Genomic DNA, 15,024 nt, shown 5'->3' on the forward strand with positions numbered 1-15,024 from the left:
CGATCCGCGACCGAAACGGAGCGGTCACGGATATCACTGGTTGACTGGGCCACAGATCCAACGGGGCTGTAGATCGCGGTAGCCGGGTGTACCCGAGGCCGGGATGCCCAAACACCCACATCGGAGTTACCAACGCATGGATTCAAAGACGTTGTGCGCCAAGGGCTGGGCTGCTTTGCAAATGGAGCCCGTCGAAGAATACTGTGATCACGTGCATTCTTGGCACGGCGGCAGGCTCAGTCGGAGGCAAACCGAACTGGTCGAATACCGGCTTTCCGAACCGCGCATGATCGCCGACATGAGCTGGGACCAGCGCGGCACGGCCGTGCTCGATGTCGAGTGCGCACAGGGCCGGTTCGTGATCAAGGCCGCCGGAACCGCCGACCATCACATCGATCGAGAGATCACCGCCTACCGCACGGTGACCGGTGCGCTGTCCCGAACCGGGCATGCTCCGCGACTGCGCTACCGAGACAGCGCCGAAAAGCTGATCATCGTCGATCACCTGGCGGGCGAACTCGTGCAAGGATCGACGGCGGAGTTTGCTGCCGATACCTACCACCATGCCGGTCAGCTCCTGCGCGTCCTCCACGGCGCGGGACAACGCGTCGACCCGGACTGGGAGCGGGCCGAGGTGGCGAAATCGCTTGCGTGGTTGGATAAGCCGCACCGGATACCGGCACGCACCGAATCGGCGCTCAGGAAGATCCTGGGCCAACACCGCTGTCTCCCGGTGACGGTGGTGCCCACCCACGGTGATTGGCAACCCAGGAACTGGCTGATCGACTCCGGCGTCGTGCGGGTCATCGACTTCGGCAGATTCGCGTGGCGACCCGCCGCCACCGACTTCGCTCGACTGGCCGCCCAACAGTGGCGAGCCGATCCAGCCCTGGAGTCCGCCTTTCTCACCGGTTATGGCGCCGACCCGCGTGAGCCCGACCGTTGGCACATGATGGCACTGCACCAAGCGATCGGGACCGCGGTCTGGGCACACGAGGTCGGAGACAGCGATTTCGAGCAGCAAGGGCACCGCATGATCGACGATTCGCTGTCCGCTTTCTGAAATGCGCCCACCGGTTAGCGCAGCGCACTCAGATTCTGGACCGACTTGCGCACGTCGGAGGTCAACATTTTGGCCACCAGCGCCCCGATCGGTCCGTTGAGGAGACCGCCGGACAGCTCGGCCTGCAGGTGCAGGTCAGATCCCGGGTCATTGTCGGCGACCGTCATGGTCAGCGCGATATGCACCCCGCCGCGCCCGGTTCCGCGCATTCCGATCAACCGCGGTTCGTCGTACTCGGTGACCTGCCAATGAATGGTGTTTCGGAAACCCTTCACCTTGATCAACGACGAGACCTGCGTTCCCACCTCGATGACGGCGGGCGGAGGACTGCGCCAGCCACCGAATATGGTCAACCATTCGTCGAAACGCTGCAGATCGGAGGCCAGTTTCCAGGCCTGCTGTGGTGTCAGGTCCGACGAGACCGACACATCTACTTTCGCCATTTCGACTCCGCGGTGTTGAGGACGTAGAAACCCCGGATTACCCGATCTACCGAATCGACACCACCGTGACTTGAATCACATCTGCTGCTGGGCATCCGGCTCATCGACATCCACGGGCTCGACATCCCCACGGCGAACTCTCACCCGGAAGCGCTTGGTGCCCCAGGTGTCCGACACAGTGAAATGCACCCGTTTCGGATTACCGAAGACCGTGGTCGACGCGACCGTGCCGATCGTGCCCTCCGGGACGACCGGCACGTCGATACCCTCCAGTCGGCGGCACGCCGCCACCGTATCGCCCTCGCGAAAACCCACCATGAAAGTCCCCCCTCGACTGTGTATCCCCACCTAAAGGTTGGCCGCACGCGGCGTCTGGCGCAACCGATTAACGTTCCCCGCGAGCATCATTGGTGTGCCCACGCCAGGCTTCCAGGCCGCGGCAGGTAGCGTGACCGGGGTGAACGCCACTCGTCTGCCCTCCGTTGTCACCTTGGCCGCATGCGCCGCGGCCGCCGCCATGACCCTGGCCGCCTGCAGCTCAGATGCCGACGCGCCCGCGGCGAGTTCGTCGACGGCATCGGACGTGTTCAGCCCGCCGAGCGCTCCCGCCGTCCAGCCGACGGCGACATCCGAGGGTTGTCCGAGCACGCCGGCACCGGCCGGCGGCACCCCCGAGTGGACGCTGTCGGGCACCACGGGCAACATCGCGGTCATCGGGTCGACCGAGACTGCCGCGCCCGCGGTGACCGTCGACGGACCGTTCAGCGTGACCGAAACTCAGGTGCAGACGCTCAAGCCCGGTGACGGTCCGGTTGTCGCGCCGGACGCCAAGGTGCTCGTCTGCTACATGGGTGTCAACGGCCGCGACGGATCTGTGTTCGATAGCAGCTACCAGTCGGGCAGGCCGGTGGATTTCCCCCTCGACGGCGTCGTCACCGGATTCCAGAAAGCCATCGCCGGCCAGAAGGTCGGATCGACCGTCGCGGTCGCCATGACACCGCAGGACGGCTACCCCGAGGGCCAGCCGGCGGCCGGCATCCAGAAGGGCGACACGTTGGTGTTCGCGATCAAGATCCTGGACGCGATGAACTGACCAGAGCGGTCAGCGGGCGCGTTTGGCCAGCTTGGCCGGTTCCATGACGTAGATCGTCTTGCCCTGCTGACGGATCCAACCGCGGTTGGCGAATTCGGACAACGCTTTGTTGATGGTCTCGCGCGATGACCCGACCAGCTGCGCCAGCTCAAGTTGGGTGAGTTCGTGATCGACGCGTAGACCGTCGCTGTCGGGCCGTCCGAACCGCTTCGTCAGATCGAGCAGTTGCTTGGCCACCCGGCCCGGCACATCGGTGAAGATCATGTCGCACAGGTCGTCGTTGGTACGCCGGAGGCGACGAGCGAGCACCCGCAGCAGCTGTTCGGCTATCTGCGGTCGCTCGGCGATCCATGCGCCGAGCGCCTGGCGCGGTACCGCGGCGACCCGCACCTCGGTCAAGGTGGCCACGGTCGCGGTCCGCGGGCCGGGATCGAACAGTGCCAACTCACCGAACGTGTCGCCGGGACCCATCACCGCTATCAGGCTCTCCCGGCCGTCGGCGGTGCGCCGGCCGACCTTCACCTTGCCCTCGACGAGCACGTACAACCGGTCTCCGGGCTCGCCCTCGACGAAGACGGTGTGGTTGCGCGGAAAGCTCATCCACTCCAGCTCTTCGCTCAGGGTTTCCATCGCCTCGGCATCGACGTCGGCGAAGATTGCGGTGCGCGCCAGTATCGCGTTCATCGGCGGGTACCCGCGGCCCGGGTTCGGTAGAGGGCATCGGGGAAGGCATTCCGTGCGATCCGTCGAGAATTACTGCAGGTCCGGGTCAATTCTTAGCTCCGAGTGCTCAGGTGCGGCGCGGCCCGGAACGTCTGGTCGACCCGCGAGGTGATGGCATGATCATATTCATGTTCCAGTGCACCCGCGCCATGGCAATCGGGCGCCGCCTGATTCCGGTCACCACATCGGTCCTCGGCGCGTTGGCCGCGATGGCGCTGGCTCCCGGTGTCGCGCCGCACGCGGCGGCAGCGCCGAGCTGCTCCGATGTCGAGGTGGTCTTTGCCCGTGGGACCGACGAATTGCCGGGAGCGGGCAGCGTCGGCACCGCGTTCGTCGACGCGTTGCGGGCACAACTGACCGGTAAGACAGTGGACAGCTATGCGGTGAACTACCCGGCCAGCAAAAATTGGCCCACCGTCGTCCTCGGCGTCAACGATGCGGCCGACCGTGTCCGCGCGGTCGCGGCCGACTGCCCGGACACCAGCATCGTGCTCGGGGGTTATTCACAGGGTGCGGCCGTCGCGCAGTTGGTCACCGCCGACCCGCCGGCAATCCCGCCCAATTCGTTCGCCCACGGAACCACCACAGGGTTGAGCGCCGATGTCGCCCAGCATGTGGACGCGGTGTTGCTCTTCGGCAAGCCCAACGACCGGATGCTCTTCCTCATCGGCCAACCCAACGTGCCGATCGGCGCCGACTTCGTGTCGAAAACTCTTGACCTGTGCGCAATCAACGATGCGGTCTGTTCCGACGGACTCGATCCGGTGGCCCACCAGACCTACATCGCCAACGGCATGGTGACCGAAGCGGCGACGTACGCCGCAGCGCGCGTCTGATCAGATCACGTCCAAGGCTCCAACGAGGTGGTGCTAGCCGGTATCGGCGATGCGCGCCTGCGGCAATGTGCATCGGGCTCTGATACGGGATCCTTGATCCACCACGAACCCGCTCCCGAAGGACCGCCATGACCTCCACACTGTTCGAACGCGTCCGATCACACCGCATCCATCATCTGGCCCTCACCGTCATGGTGCTGTGGGCGGTGGCGATCAGCCCACTGGTGGCGGCGCGGGCGGCCGCGGCCCCACCGGGCTGCTCTGATGTCGAGATCGTCTTCGCGCGGGGCACTTTCGAAGCGCCCGGCATCGGTGCGACCGGGCAAGCTTTCGTCGACGCACTCACCCCACTCCTCGGCGGTGCGTCAGTCGATGTCTACCCGGTCAACTATCCGGCGTCCCTGGACTTCCAGGCTGCGGCCAACGGCATCACCGATGCCGGCAATCGCATCCAGTACATCGCGAACAGTTGTCCGGCAACCAAGATCGTGCTGGGCGGTTACTCCCAGGGCGCCGCGGTCGCCGGTTACACGACGTTCGACGCGGTTCCCGCGGGTCTGACCCTTCCGCCCGGACTTGCCGGCCCGATGCCGCCGACCGTGGCGCCGCATGTGGCCGCCGTGGCGCTGTTCGGCACTCCCGACAATTGGTTCCTGAATCTGGTGGACCGCAATGCGCCACCGATCACCGTGGGTCCGCTGTATGCCGCCAAGACCATTCAGCTGTGTGCGCCCGGCGATCCGGTGTGCGCGCCCGGCGGCCTGGACCGCGCCGCCCACAGTGCCTACAAGAGCAACGGAATGGCCCTTCAGGCAGCCGATTTCGTCGCCTCGGCGGTGGCCAGAACACCATCGTCGGATTGAGAACCCGCGGTGCGGCGTCTTGATTGGCGTTTGCTCACCGGCGTGTCCTCAGCGAGCTTCGCGAGTAGCATGCCGCTCATGGTGATTGGCCGAGGGCTCCGGATCTCGTCAGCCTGCGCGCTCGTCGCGTCGGCGTTGGTAACAGGCCCGACGGCGGTTGCGGTGGCGGCATCCTGTCCTGATGCCGAAGTCGTGTTCGCCCGCGGCAGCGACGAGCCACCGGGCCTCGGGAGTACCGGGCAGGCGTTCGTCGACGCGCTTCGCGCCCAGTCCCCTGGCAAGACGATCGACTCCTATGCTGTCAATTACCCGGCGACCGGCGATTTCGACAACCGCGCGGTCTTCCCGTCCACGATGTTCGACGGTGTCGCCGACGCCGGTGCCCGGATCAAGGCGACGGCAGCGAACTGCCCGAACACCCGGTTCATCCTCGGCGGCTACTCCCAGGGCGCCGCGGTCGCGGCGTATGTCAGCACCTCCGACATCCCGGCGGCGGTGACCGACCGCATCGCCGGCGTGGTGTTGTTCGGCAAGCCGTCCGCAGGGCTGCTGTCCCGGTACGGCGCGCCGGCGGCGAACATCGGATCGCAATATGCGGGGCGATCGCTGGACCTGTGTGCACCCGGCGACAACATCTGCGACGGGTCATCACCCGCATCGCTGCTCGGGTCACTGGTGCACGTCACCTATCCGGTCAATGGACTGGTGGCCGCCGCTGCTGCCGCCGCCGCTGGTCGACTGGCCTGACCGGGTGCTGCTGCCGGCCGACCCGCGGGCACTGTTTCGGTAGCAAACAGCGGGGGTACAGAGGGGCAGGTCGCCATCTGCCGGCAGGCGGGCACGGCGAATCACCGAAGGAGTGCCCGATGATCGTTGGTCAGTCATTGCGAATTCTCGGCGCAGGCGCGTTGCTGACAGCGGGATTGGCGGTCGGCGCGGCGCCCGTGGCAAGCGCGGAACCGGCCTGCCCCGATGTCGAGATCGTGTTCGCCCGCGGTACGTCCGAAGCACCGGGTGTCGGCGGGACGGGGCAGGCATTCGTCGACTCCGTGCGCGCCCAGACCCCCGGCAAGTCGGTCGCGGTATACGCGGTCAACTATCCGGCAAGTAGCAACTTCACGGACCGAATTCCGTTCGCGCAGAACGTCGTCGATGGTGTGCGCGACGCGGGGTCGCATATCCAGGCGACCGCAGCCGCCTGCCCCGACACCAAGATCGTGCTCGGCGGCTTCTCACAGGGCGCGGTGGTCGCCGGATACGTCACCGCCGATGCAGTGCCGCAAGGTGTTCCGAGCGAGTACCTCTCCTACCTCCCGAGTCCGCTACCCGATGAGGTATCCGACCATGTGGCTGCGGTTGTGCTCCTGGGCAATCCGTCGCAGGCTTTCCTCAACCAGTTCGGCGCACCCATCGGGACCATCGGCCCGCGCTACGCACCCAAGACCATCGAGTTGTGTGCCCCCGGTGACACCATCTGCGATGGCACCCCCGGCGCGATGCCGTCGATGGCGCATGCCATGTATGGCATCAACGGGATGACCAACGAGGCAGCCTCCTACGTCGCCGCACGGGTCATGCCTGCTGCCTGATCGGTGGATCGGCCCGATGGTGCGATCATCGTTCGGTGGAATCGACGAGGATCGACCGATGGCTCTGGGCGGTCCGGCTGACCAAGACCCGGCCCGACGCGGCAACGGCCTGCCGGGGTGGGCACGTCCGGGTCAATGGTCGTGTCGCCAAGCCGTCTACCCCCGTGGTGCCCGGCGACCGGGTACAGGCGCGATTGGGTGACCGCGAACGCGTCGTCGAGGTCGCCAGGGTGATACAGAAACGTGTGGGCGCGCCGGACGCCATCACCTGCTACCTGGACCACACCCCGCCGGCCCCGACAGTCGTCGAACCTGCCGTAGCCGTACGGGACCGCGGTGCGGGCAGGCCCACCAAACGGGAACGGCGAGCGCTGGAGAAATGGCGCGCGGGCCTGCGGTGAGCGTTACTGGTTGGCGATGATGATCGGCGGCGGTGGCGGTCCGACCGGGGCAGCGGGCGGCGGCGGGGCCGCCGGGTGCGGCACCTCGGCGGGCGCGGCGCCCGGGGCGCCGATGGGCAGAACGTCCGCGGGCGGTGCGGGATCGGACAAGGACACGAACCCCGGTGGCAGCGGCGGACCGCCCACCCCGGGCGCGCGTTCGAGGGCTGGGGTCGAGGACGCCGGATCGGTCAGCGACGTGTAGCCGGGCGGCAGCTTGGGCGCCGGTCCGGCTCCGGGCGGTGCCCCGCCGGGCGCGGCGCTCGGGTCGGCCACGAGGGCGTTCATCGGATTGCCGGTCTGGAAGGCCCGCCAAAGATCCCTGATGTAGCCACGGGCTCCCGGCGTCTGCCCTTGGCCGTAGACCGGGTTGCTGATCTCGGGAACCGGCGGTGCACCGACAGGCGGCGGGGCCGGCGCAGCCACCGGCATTTCGCCGGGACCGAGAACCACCGGCTGCCCGGGCGGCAGCGGCTGGCCGGGCGGGACTGGCGCGGGTTCGGCGCCGGCGAGACCCGCCGTGGTCAGCGCCAACCCGGCCAGTGCGCCCGCAACCGCGAGTCGCAGGGCCGATAGCCCTCGTTCGGTGATCACCGCTGTTCGTCCTCTCCGGTCATGCCTCGGCCCTGTCGTGATGTCGTTGGGCATGCCTGCGAGAAGGCTAGCGTCTCCAGGCTCACGCGTCACACGATGCGCAAAGGTGCCAACAGCCGGGCGGGGTCATCGCGGTTCGCGTGGGTCCGGATCGACGTTTCCGTCGGCCGCGTCGTCGGCACGGTCCGCGGTCTCGGGTTCCAGCGCCACACTGCGCGCGCGGACGACATTTCCACCAGGCGACGCACTGTCGGCGGGCTGCAGCCGCACCACCCGACCGACCGCCCGACGCAGACCGGGAGGTCCTTCGATGCGGACGAAATCACCCACGCGGCCGGCGCGATAGCGCAACGGCGACCCCAGCAATTCACCCATGACCACCCCACTGCCGATGGCCAGGGCAATGGCCACCGCGGACAGTAACTGCGCGATGCCGTCGATATAGCGCTCGTCCACCGCGAAGAAGAACACCGACCGGAAGACAGCCAGGCCCGGCAGCATCGGGGTGATGCCCGCGGTCGCGATGACCAAGGCCGGCGCCTGCCGCCGGATGGAGATGAGCGTGGCCAGCAGACCCACGCCCACCGAGGCGATGCCGGTGGCGAAGACGACACCGAACTGCGCATGCCCGAGGCCGATCAGCACTGCTTGCGCGGTACCGGCGGCGGCCCCGGCCGTGAGCACCGACCGCAGTGGCGCGTAGGACGCCAAAGTGAGGAACACGCCGGCCAGTGCCGCACCCAGTACCGCGATCCCGATCTTCAGTGGGCCGCTCGGCACGATGATCGATTGTGTTGCATCGATGTGCAATTCGATCTGGATACCGGCGAAACTGGCGATCTGCAGACCCGCGACGATGCCGGCCACGATTCCGGCAGTGAGGAACAGCGCATCGCCCAGCCGGCCGACGGCGGTCACCATGTGCCCGGTCAGTGCGTCCTGGACCGAACCGACGAGCGTCATACCGGACAACAGCATCACGATGCCGGTGGCCACCAGCGCGGTCGGGTTCTGATCGGCGAACCGGTAGGCGGCCACCGCGACCAAGGTGGCGATGGCGGCGCCGACGGCGTGCTGGAAGAAGAACGGGGTGCCCACCCGGTTCAGTAGCCGACCGATCCGGTCGATGACCGCCGAAGTGGCCGCCGCCAAAAGACAGATCTGCCAGGTGCCGCCGAGCAGCATTGCGATACCGAGGGCGAATCCTGACCAGCATGCGGTGGCCATCCACCGCGGATACGGATGCGGTCGTTCGCTCAGCTCGTCCATTGCATCATGTGCCTGTTCGACGGTGACGCCGCCGGAGGTGATCCGCCGGACCAAGTTGTCGAGTTCGGCGAGCCGTGTGTAGTCGGTCGCGCGGTGCCGCACCGACCTGACGATGGTCAACGGCGGGCTGTCCGCGGTGGGCAATGCCGAGACGATGATGGTCGTGAAGGTGATGTCGACGACGCAGTCGGTGAGCTGATACGCCTGGGCGACATCCTGGGCAGTCGCCACGATGTCGGCGGTTCCAGAGCCCGACGACAGCATGACCTCGGCCAGCCGGATGGTGAGGTCGAGGACCTTACGGGTGTGGACGTCACCCACCCTGTTGGTACTGCGTCGGCGTTGGCCCGCGATCGGGGCCGGGTCGCGCCGTCCGCGCAGTGCGCCGCGTAGGCCGCGGCGCAGAAGACGATTGTGCGCGGTGTCTTCCGGGTTATCGGGAGCCATTGTCGACACCATACTGACGTTGCCTGCCGCAGCGGAAACCCCGTGCCCGTACCTTGCACACGATATGGGATGCGGTCGACGGCAAGGCTTTCCGATCGCGTGAGCACCGAACGCCAGAAACCCCGCGGCCCGGTGATCGGGTACCGCGGGGTTTCTGTACGAGTTGGTCTTAGATAACCGAGACCGAGACGGCCTGGGGGCCCTTGGCGCCCTGGGTGATGTCGAACTTCACCCGCTGGTTCTCTTCCAGGCTGCGGTATCCGCTGGACTGGATCTCGGAGTAGTGGACGAACACGTCCGCTGCACCGTTGTCAGGAGCGATGAAGCCGAAGCCCTTTTCGCCGTTGAACCACTTGACGGTTCCTTCAGTCATGCTGTTTGTTCTCTCTTCTTCGAACTTTGGCTGCCGTCATGCAGCCAAGATTGGGGGTACGACCGCCGAATTCTTGTTCTGGTCACGGTCGAAACGGAGTGTGCGATCTCCGGCACAGGGCTGCAATGGGGCGGAACTGACACCCGGCCGCGGCTCGGCCGAACACAGACACGTCGCCTTACAGGTGCGACGTACCAGGACAGCGTACCCAGTGCGCGCCGCCATCGCCTAATTTTCGCGGATCATTCGCTCCAGATCAGCGCGGAACCGGCCCGCGGCCAACGTCTGCGCCCCGGCGGCGCGCACCCGGGCCGCCAGTGCTGTATCCGAGGTGATGACGACGATGTCCTGTGGATGCTCATCGGCATCCAGCAGGCGGATGATCTCGTCGTCGGCAGAGTTGGCGGCTGCCGCCGGAGCACTCGTCACCGAGACCACCGCGGAACTAATGGGCAGCGGCCGCTCCAGCACGACGGTCACCTCGGCGCGCTCACGGCCGGCAAAGATCTCGAGTCGCCCCACGAGCGCTGTCAGCGCGCCCCGCCGGTCACGCCACCAGCCATCGGGCCGAGCCCCGACGACGTTCATCGCATCGACGAGATACCGCACCGGTGTGACATTACGCTCGGGGACGCCACTTGGACGATTGAGTGCTTGACACCTGTCAAGTACTCTGACGGCATGCTTGTTCAGGACGTTCTGACCACGGTGCCGACCTCCACCGACGAGGCGACCGCCCTCTTCGATGCCGCCCCTGCGGTCGAACCGGACTTCATGTTCGGGACCTGGGAGGGTGCCGAATTGCCCACGGCTCATCCGATGGACGGACTCCTGGAAGCGAGCGGCTGGTGGGGCAAGCAGTTCATCGATGAGGAGAACGTGCACCCGCTACTGTTCCCCAAAGACGGTGGCACGGCCCTGTGGGCGCTCAACCCGGTGCTGGCTTTCGGCGGACTCGGTCTCGCAACGAAGGTTCCCGCCGTCCGGAATCTCTCACTGGTACAGCCGATCTCAGCCCTCCGACCGGCGCTACGCACGAAATCAGCCAAGGCGCGGCTGCGCACGACCCGATACCGCGGCGTCGACAGCGCGACGATGATCTACGACAACCTGCCGATCAACGATGTCTTCCGAAAGATCGACGAGGACACCGTCATCGGCGCAATGGATTATCGCGGCGGACGCCGACCGTACTTCTTCGTTCTGCGCCGCAACAACGCTCTGCCGGTGCACTGACACCTCGCGACGGCCAGTTCAGGCGATGATGCGCACGAGATACGGCGTCATGCCCGCGGTACGCACCGGCGACACGGTGACACCGGAATCCCCCGTCTCCAGCATCTGGCCGTTACCGACGAACAACGCGACACTCTGAGTGCCTTCGGGCCCGAAGAAGATCAGATCTCCCGGCAGCGCCTGCGCTGGCAGCACCTTCTGGCCGACCTTGTACATCTCCCCCGATGACCGCGGCAGCTTCACACCGACACCGGCGAAGGCGTAGACGATGATGCCGGAGGCATCGAAGCCCACGACATTGGTGGCCGGCGCCGGCACCGCCGGGGTGGCCGGCATGCCGGGAACCGTCGCCGCGGCGGGCGGTGCCAGACCGGGGAAGTTCAGCCCAGGAACGCCACCGGGAATGGGATTGGCAACGGGATCGGCGGCGTCGGGGGGTGTCTCCCGCACGACGCCGAGGGTGGGCCCGTTGGCGTCGCCGCCGCCGTAGGCAAAAGGCACACCCCGCTGCGACAGCGCACGGGCGATCACGTAGTCCACGGCCTGCTGGTTACGCGCCGGACGCGTGTTGAAGGTATCGGCGGAAGCGACGCCCGGACTCACTGCCAGCATCGCCAGACCGAGCACGAAGGCACAGAAGCTTCTCATCGCCAGTGTCAACTCATTTCCGGACGGCACGTACATCGGCGTCGAATTGACGCCCACTGTCGCTCAATCTAGGTGAGTCCCATGTCGGCGCCCAATCCAACTGCGGCACAACGACAATGAGATGCGAATCCGTGACCCGACGGTGATGCAGCGCGGAACTTCGTGACACAACCGGAACGCTTTCGATGCCGGCTGGTGAGCCCGGACAGCAAGCGGCGCCGGCGGGCTCGGCCCGCCGGCGCCACTGACGATTCCGTCTGCTTACAGCGCCGCGAGGGCTGCGTCGTAATCCGGCTCCTGGGCGATCTCGGGGACCAGTTCGGTGTAGGCGACGTTGCCGTCGGCACCCACGACGACCACCGCGCGACCCAGCAGGCCGGCCATCGGTCCGTCGGTGATGGTGATGCCGTAGTCCTCACCGAAGCTGTCCCGGAAGGCCGAGGCGGTCACGACATTCTCGATGCCCTCGGCGCCGCAGAAACGCTTCTGTGCGAACGGGAGGTCCTTGGACACATTGAGCACCGTGGCGCCGGTGGCGGCAGCACGCTCGTTGAAGGTGCGAACGCTCGTGGCGCACACCGGAGTGTCGACGGACGGGAAGATGTTGAGCACGAGCGCCTTGCCGCTGAACTGGTCGTTGCTCACTGTTCCCAGATCGGTACCGGTGAGGCTGAACGCCGGCGCCGCGGTGCCGACGGCGGGCAGCTCACCAGCGGTGTTGATGGGGTTTCCCTTGAGCGTTATCTGTGCCATGGCGATCAGTCTGTCACAGTGGCTCCCTCGGTTTCGTGGCAGCATCGACAGGGTGATCGACCTGCCCGACGGGGTCCGCGCGATGGCCGCCCGTGGCCCGGAATGGCAGCGCTGGGTCGATGATCTGCCCACCCAGACCGCGGGCGCAGTAGAGGACTGGAGCCTCACTGTCGACGGGTCGGGATTACACGGCTTCTGCTCCCTGGTCCTGCCGGTTCGGACCGCCGATGGGGTGCCGGCAATGCTCAAGGTGGCATACCCCGACGACGAGTCCGAACATGAGCATCTGGCGTTGCGTCGATGGGGCGGTGTCGGGACGGTGCGACTGCTCAGCGCCGACCCGCGTCGGCGCGCACTGTTACTGGAACGGCTGAAGCAGCAGAATCTCAACGAGGTGTGGGACATCGAGGCCTGCGAGATCGTGGCGGGACTGTACCGGCATGTACATGTGCCGGCCCTACCCCAGCTGCGTCCGCTGGTCGGGTTCATCGAGAAATGGAACGCGGAGTTGGCCGAGCTGCCGCGCAGCGCGGCGTTGCCCCACCGATTGGTGGAACAGGCGCTGAGTCTGGGCGCCGATCTGGCGCGCGACCCGGCCAGCAGTGGCACTCTCATCCACGGCGATCTGCATTATGAGAACGTGCTGGGCGCCGACCGCGAGCCGTGGCTGGTGATCGACCCCAAACCGATGAGCGGCGACCCGCACTACGAGCTGGCGCCGATGTTGTCCAACCGATTCGACGAGTTGGAGGGTTACGTCCGAGAAGGGGTGCGGCGGCGGTTCTACACGCTGGTCGATGCCGCCGGGTTCGATACCGACCGAGCCAGGGCCTGGGTGATCATCCGGATGATGCACGACGCAATGTGGGAGCTCACCGAGAACACCGTCCCCGACGAGCGCTACGTGACCAGGTGTGTAGCCATCGCCAAGGCGGTGCAGGACTAGACGCTCGGCCGGCCGATGCTGGGCCCATGAAGGACGTCGGCGCACATCGTCGGATCCTCGGACAGCCCCACCTCTCGCAGCGGTCTGAGCTGGCCTTTTGTTGCTCATCATCAAATGTCGGGGTCGCGAGTAAACTAGCACATATGTTCGAACTGTCGGGGTTGTCTGGGTTGAGTGATGAGGTGCTCATTGCCGCGGTCACCGATGCCACACGTGCCGAAGCCGCCGCCGCGGCCCGGCGGCTGGCGTTGGTGGCTGAGGTGACGGCCCGGCACTGTGAGGACGAGGACGAGTCGTCGGCGTTGAAGTTGATCGACGGATGGGCGCTGGCGAAGGCCGAGATCAGTGCGGCGTGCACTCTCGGTCCGCGCGCTGCCAGTGCGCAGATGCGCATCGCGATGGCCCTGCGTGATCGGTTGCCCCGCACCGCCGAGGCGTTCGCGCAGGGGTTGGTGTCGGCGAAGGTGATCGCGGCGATCACCTGGCGCACCCAACTCGTCTGTGACGACGACGCATTGGCGTTGATCGATGCCGGGATCTCCGGCAGCGCCCACCAATACGGCGCGCTGTCGGAGAACGCACTGATCGCCGCGGTCGACTTCTGGGTCCACAAATTCGACCCGATCGCGGTCATCCGATCCAAGACCGCAGCCAACGACCGCTACATCGACTTCGGCGACAGCGATGACCCCGACGGGGTCGTCTCGTTCTGGGGACGGATGCGCGCCACCGACGCCACGATCAGCGACACCCGCCTCAACCAACTCGCCCACAGTGTCTGCGACGGCGATCCACGCACCGTGGCCCAACGCCGCGCCGACGCCCTCGCCGCCGTCCTAGCCGGAGCCGACCAGCTCACCTGCCTCTGCGGTGACCGCGACTGCGTGGGGTCGGGGAAAGACCCTCGGGCGGGTGCGGTGACCATTTACGTGCTCACCGGACAAGAACCCGACAGCGGGCACGGGGAGACGCCCGCCTCGGGGCCCACACCCGATGACAGCGGTACGCAGGACCCGACAACCGGACAGGCAGCACCCGAGCAACCCCCGGCCACAAAGCCCGAGGCTCAACCGCAGCCACCATCGACACCAGCGACACCGAACGCTCCCGCCGCCAGCACGGGCATCACTCTCGATGGTGCGATCATCCCCGCCCACCTGCTCGCCGAACTCATCGCCACCGGGGCGAAAGTCCGGCCCCTGAACAACACGACCGAGTTGGGTTCCGAACCCCGCTACCGACCCTCGACAGCGCTCGCGGCTTTCGTCCGCATGACATCGATGACGTGCTGCTTCCCCGGTTGCGGGAAGCCCGCCCAGCGCTGCGACCTCGACCACCTCACCCCGTGGCCGGCCGGAGCCACCCACCCGGGCAACCTGCGCCCGCTCTGCCGCGAACACCACCTACTCAAAACCCTGAAAACCGGCTGGACACCCAAAGCACACCCCGGCGGCACCACCGAATGGACTGCTCCCACCGGGCACACCTACACGACGATGCCGCTCGCACCGATCCTGTTCCCGCACACCACCATCGACACCCCGATACCCAGGGCGCGACACATCACCCTGATCGGTGAGTGGGACCGCGACCCCGACATCCCACGCCGCCAACGCACCCGACAACACGACCGCAACTACCGCATCAACGCCGAACGCACCCGCAACGCCACCGCCATCGCCCTCGACGGCGACCCGCCCTTCTGAAA

General features: G+C 66.7%; 19 protein-coding genes. 10 read left to right on the plus strand and 9 right to left on the minus strand.

Features of this window, described 5'->3' with window-relative positions; genetic code table 11:
* The first annotated feature begins 211 nt into the window (after positions 1-211).
* Positions 212-1,063: a phosphotransferase gene (locus PGN27_RS02070; RefSeq protein ID WP_335324598.1), complete on the plus strand. Its 852-nt coding sequence runs from the start codon at positions 212-214 to the stop codon at positions 1,061-1,063.
* 14 nt (positions 1,064-1,077) lie between these two features.
* Here the strand turns inward: PGN27_RS02070 and PGN27_RS02075 are convergent, their stop codons facing one another.
* Both PGN27_RS02075 and PGN27_RS02080 read right to left on the minus strand, forming a co-directional pair.
* Positions 1,078-1,506, minus strand: a complete 429-nt coding sequence (locus tag PGN27_RS02075) for a type II toxin-antitoxin system Rv0910 family toxin (protein WP_335324599.1) — start codon at positions 1,504-1,506, stop codon at positions 1,078-1,080.
* Between the two features lie 75 nt (positions 1,507-1,581).
* Positions 1,582-1,824 (minus strand): hypothetical protein, encoded by a 243-nt coding sequence (locus PGN27_RS02080; protein ID WP_335324600.1) that lies wholly within the window; start codon positions 1,822-1,824, stop codon positions 1,582-1,584.
* A 139-nt stretch (positions 1,825-1,963) separates the two neighbouring features.
* On the opposite strand from PGN27_RS02080, the gene PGN27_RS02085 reads away from it, so the two are divergent.
* Complete coding sequence (locus tag PGN27_RS02085) at positions 1,964-2,599, plus strand: FKBP-type peptidyl-prolyl cis-trans isomerase (RefSeq protein WP_418888545.1); 636 nt, start codon at positions 1,964-1,966, stop codon at positions 2,597-2,599.
* 9 nt (positions 2,600-2,608) lie between these two features.
* Here PGN27_RS02085 and PGN27_RS02090 read toward each other — a convergent pair whose 3' ends face one another.
* Positions 2,609-3,283, minus strand: coding sequence for a Crp/Fnr family transcriptional regulator (locus PGN27_RS02090; RefSeq protein WP_335324601.1), 675 nt, complete (start codon positions 3,281-3,283; stop codon positions 2,609-2,611).
* A gap of 155 nt (positions 3,284-3,438) precedes the next feature.
* Between PGN27_RS02090 and PGN27_RS02095 the strand changes: the two genes are divergently transcribed.
* The 5 genes from PGN27_RS02095 (at position 3,439) to PGN27_RS02115 (ending at position 7,011) form a co-directional block, all read left to right on the plus strand.
* On the plus strand, positions 3,439-4,158 hold the full coding sequence (locus PGN27_RS02095) for a cutinase family protein (protein WP_335324602.1): 720 nt from the start codon (positions 3,439-3,441) through the stop codon (positions 4,156-4,158).
* Between the two features lie 128 nt (positions 4,159-4,286).
* Complete coding sequence (locus PGN27_RS02100; RefSeq protein ID WP_418888514.1) at positions 4,287-5,021, plus strand: cutinase family protein; 735 nt, start codon at positions 4,287-4,289, stop codon at positions 5,019-5,021.
* Positions 5,022-5,099: 78 nt separating this feature from the next.
* Positions 5,100-5,768 (plus strand): cutinase family protein, encoded by a 669-nt coding sequence (locus PGN27_RS02105; protein ID WP_335324603.1) that lies wholly within the window; start codon positions 5,100-5,102, stop codon positions 5,766-5,768.
* Between the two features lie 119 nt (positions 5,769-5,887).
* Positions 5,888-6,610: a cutinase family protein gene (locus tag PGN27_RS02110; protein WP_335324604.1), complete on the plus strand. Its 723-nt coding sequence runs from the start codon at positions 5,888-5,890 to the stop codon at positions 6,608-6,610.
* 35 nt (positions 6,611-6,645) lie between these two features.
* Positions 6,646-7,011 (plus strand): Hsp15 family ribosome-associated heat shock protein, encoded by a 366-nt coding sequence (locus tag PGN27_RS02115; protein WP_335324605.1) that lies wholly within the window; start codon positions 6,646-6,648, stop codon positions 7,009-7,011.
* Between the two features lie 3 nt (positions 7,012-7,014).
* On the opposite strand, the gene PGN27_RS02120 is transcribed toward PGN27_RS02115, so the two are convergent.
* The 4 genes from PGN27_RS02120 to PGN27_RS02135 form a co-directional block, all read right to left on the minus strand.
* Positions 7,015-7,644, minus strand: coding sequence for a hypothetical protein (locus tag PGN27_RS02120; protein WP_335324606.1), 630 nt, complete (start codon positions 7,642-7,644; stop codon positions 7,015-7,017).
* Between the two features lie 126 nt (positions 7,645-7,770).
* Positions 7,771-9,360, minus strand: coding sequence for a threonine/serine exporter family protein (locus PGN27_RS02125; protein WP_335324607.1), 1,590 nt, complete (start codon positions 9,358-9,360; stop codon positions 7,771-7,773).
* A 169-nt stretch (positions 9,361-9,529) separates the two neighbouring features.
* On the minus strand, positions 9,530-9,733 hold the full coding sequence (locus tag PGN27_RS02130; protein WP_030135345.1) for a cold-shock protein: 204 nt from the start codon (positions 9,731-9,733) through the stop codon (positions 9,530-9,532).
* A gap of 228 nt (positions 9,734-9,961) precedes the next feature.
* On the minus strand, positions 9,962-10,342 hold the full coding sequence (locus PGN27_RS02135; protein WP_335324608.1) for an NYN domain-containing protein: 381 nt from the start codon (positions 10,340-10,342) through the stop codon (positions 9,962-9,964).
* Positions 10,343-10,414: 72 nt separating this feature from the next.
* On the opposite strand from PGN27_RS02135, the gene PGN27_RS02140 reads away from it, so the two are divergent.
* Positions 10,415-10,969 (plus strand): DUF4334 domain-containing protein, encoded by a 555-nt coding sequence (locus PGN27_RS02140; RefSeq protein WP_036460809.1) that lies wholly within the window; start codon positions 10,415-10,417, stop codon positions 10,967-10,969.
* 18 nt (positions 10,970-10,987) lie between these two features.
* Here PGN27_RS02140 and ripD read toward each other — a convergent pair whose 3' ends face one another.
* Both ripD and tpx read right to left on the minus strand, forming a co-directional pair.
* Positions 10,988-11,617 (minus strand): NlpC/P60 family peptidoglycan-binding protein RipD, encoded by a 630-nt coding sequence (gene ripD / locus PGN27_RS02145; RefSeq protein ID WP_335324609.1) that lies wholly within the window; start codon positions 11,615-11,617, stop codon positions 10,988-10,990.
* Between the two features lie 261 nt (positions 11,618-11,878).
* Positions 11,879-12,370 (minus strand): thiol peroxidase, encoded by a 492-nt coding sequence (gene tpx, locus PGN27_RS02150; protein WP_335324610.1) that lies wholly within the window; start codon positions 12,368-12,370, stop codon positions 11,879-11,881.
* A gap of 52 nt (positions 12,371-12,422) precedes the next feature.
* Here tpx and PGN27_RS02155 point away from each other — a divergent pair, with 52 nt between their 5' ends.
* Together PGN27_RS02155 and PGN27_RS02160 are read left to right on the plus strand one after the other, a co-directional pair.
* Positions 12,423-13,316: an aminoglycoside phosphotransferase family protein gene (locus tag PGN27_RS02155; RefSeq protein WP_335324611.1), complete on the plus strand. Its 894-nt coding sequence runs from the start codon at positions 12,423-12,425 to the stop codon at positions 13,314-13,316.
* 143 nt (positions 13,317-13,459) lie between these two features.
* Positions 13,460-15,022, plus strand: coding sequence for a DUF222 domain-containing protein (locus tag PGN27_RS02160; protein WP_335324612.1), 1,563 nt, complete (start codon positions 13,460-13,462; stop codon positions 15,020-15,022).
* Positions 15,023-15,024 lie beyond the last annotated feature (2 nt).

Origin of the sequence: Mycolicibacterium neoaurum (assembly GCF_036946495.1) — a bacterium.
Classification (GTDB): domain Bacteria; phylum Actinomycetota; class Actinomycetes; order Mycobacteriales; family Mycobacteriaceae; genus Mycobacterium; species Mycobacterium neoaurum_B.

What these genes read in the sequence shown, in the direction of transcription:
- PGN27_RS02075 (WP_335324599.1), bottom strand. Translation starts at nt 1,506, where the DNA reads ATGGCGAAAGTAGATGTGTCGGTCTCGTCGGACCTGACACCACAGCAG.
- PGN27_RS02080 (WP_335324600.1), bottom strand. Translation starts at nt 1,824, where the DNA reads ATGGTGGGTTTTCGCGAGGGCGATACGGTGGCGGCGTGCCGCCGACTG.
- PGN27_RS02090 (WP_335324601.1), bottom strand. Translation starts at nt 3,283, where the DNA reads ATGAACGCGATACTGGCGCGCACCGCAATCTTCGCCGACGTCGATGCC.
- PGN27_RS02095 (WP_335324602.1), top strand. Translation starts at nt 3,439, where the DNA reads ATGATCATATTCATGTTCCAGTGCACCCGCGCCATGGCAATCGGGCGC.
- PGN27_RS02100 (WP_418888514.1), top strand. Translation starts at nt 4,287, where the DNA reads ATGACCTCCACACTGTTCGAACGCGTCCGATCACACCGCATCCATCAT.
- PGN27_RS02105 (WP_335324603.1), top strand. Translation starts at nt 5,100, where the DNA reads ATGGTGATTGGCCGAGGGCTCCGGATCTCGTCAGCCTGCGCGCTCGTC.
- PGN27_RS02110 (WP_335324604.1), top strand. Translation starts at nt 5,888, where the DNA reads ATGATCGTTGGTCAGTCATTGCGAATTCTCGGCGCAGGCGCGTTGCTG.
- PGN27_RS02125 (WP_335324607.1), bottom strand. Translation starts at nt 9,360, where the DNA reads ATGGCTCCCGATAACCCGGAAGACACCGCGCACAATCGTCTTCTGCGC.
- PGN27_RS02130 (WP_030135345.1), bottom strand. Translation starts at nt 9,733, where the DNA reads ATGACTGAAGGAACCGTCAAGTGGTTCAACGGCGAAAAGGGCTTCGGC.
- PGN27_RS02140 (WP_036460809.1), top strand. Translation starts at nt 10,415, where the DNA reads ATGCTTGTTCAGGACGTTCTGACCACGGTGCCGACCTCCACCGACGAG.
- ripD (WP_335324609.1), bottom strand. Translation starts at nt 11,617, where the DNA reads ATGAGAAGCTTCTGTGCCTTCGTGCTCGGTCTGGCGATGCTGGCAGTG.
- tpx (WP_335324610.1), bottom strand. Translation starts at nt 12,370, where the DNA reads ATGGCACAGATAACGCTCAAGGGAAACCCCATCAACACCGCTGGTGAG.
- PGN27_RS02160 (WP_335324612.1), top strand. Translation starts at nt 13,460, where the DNA reads ATGTTCGAACTGTCGGGGTTGTCTGGGTTGAGTGATGAGGTGCTCATT.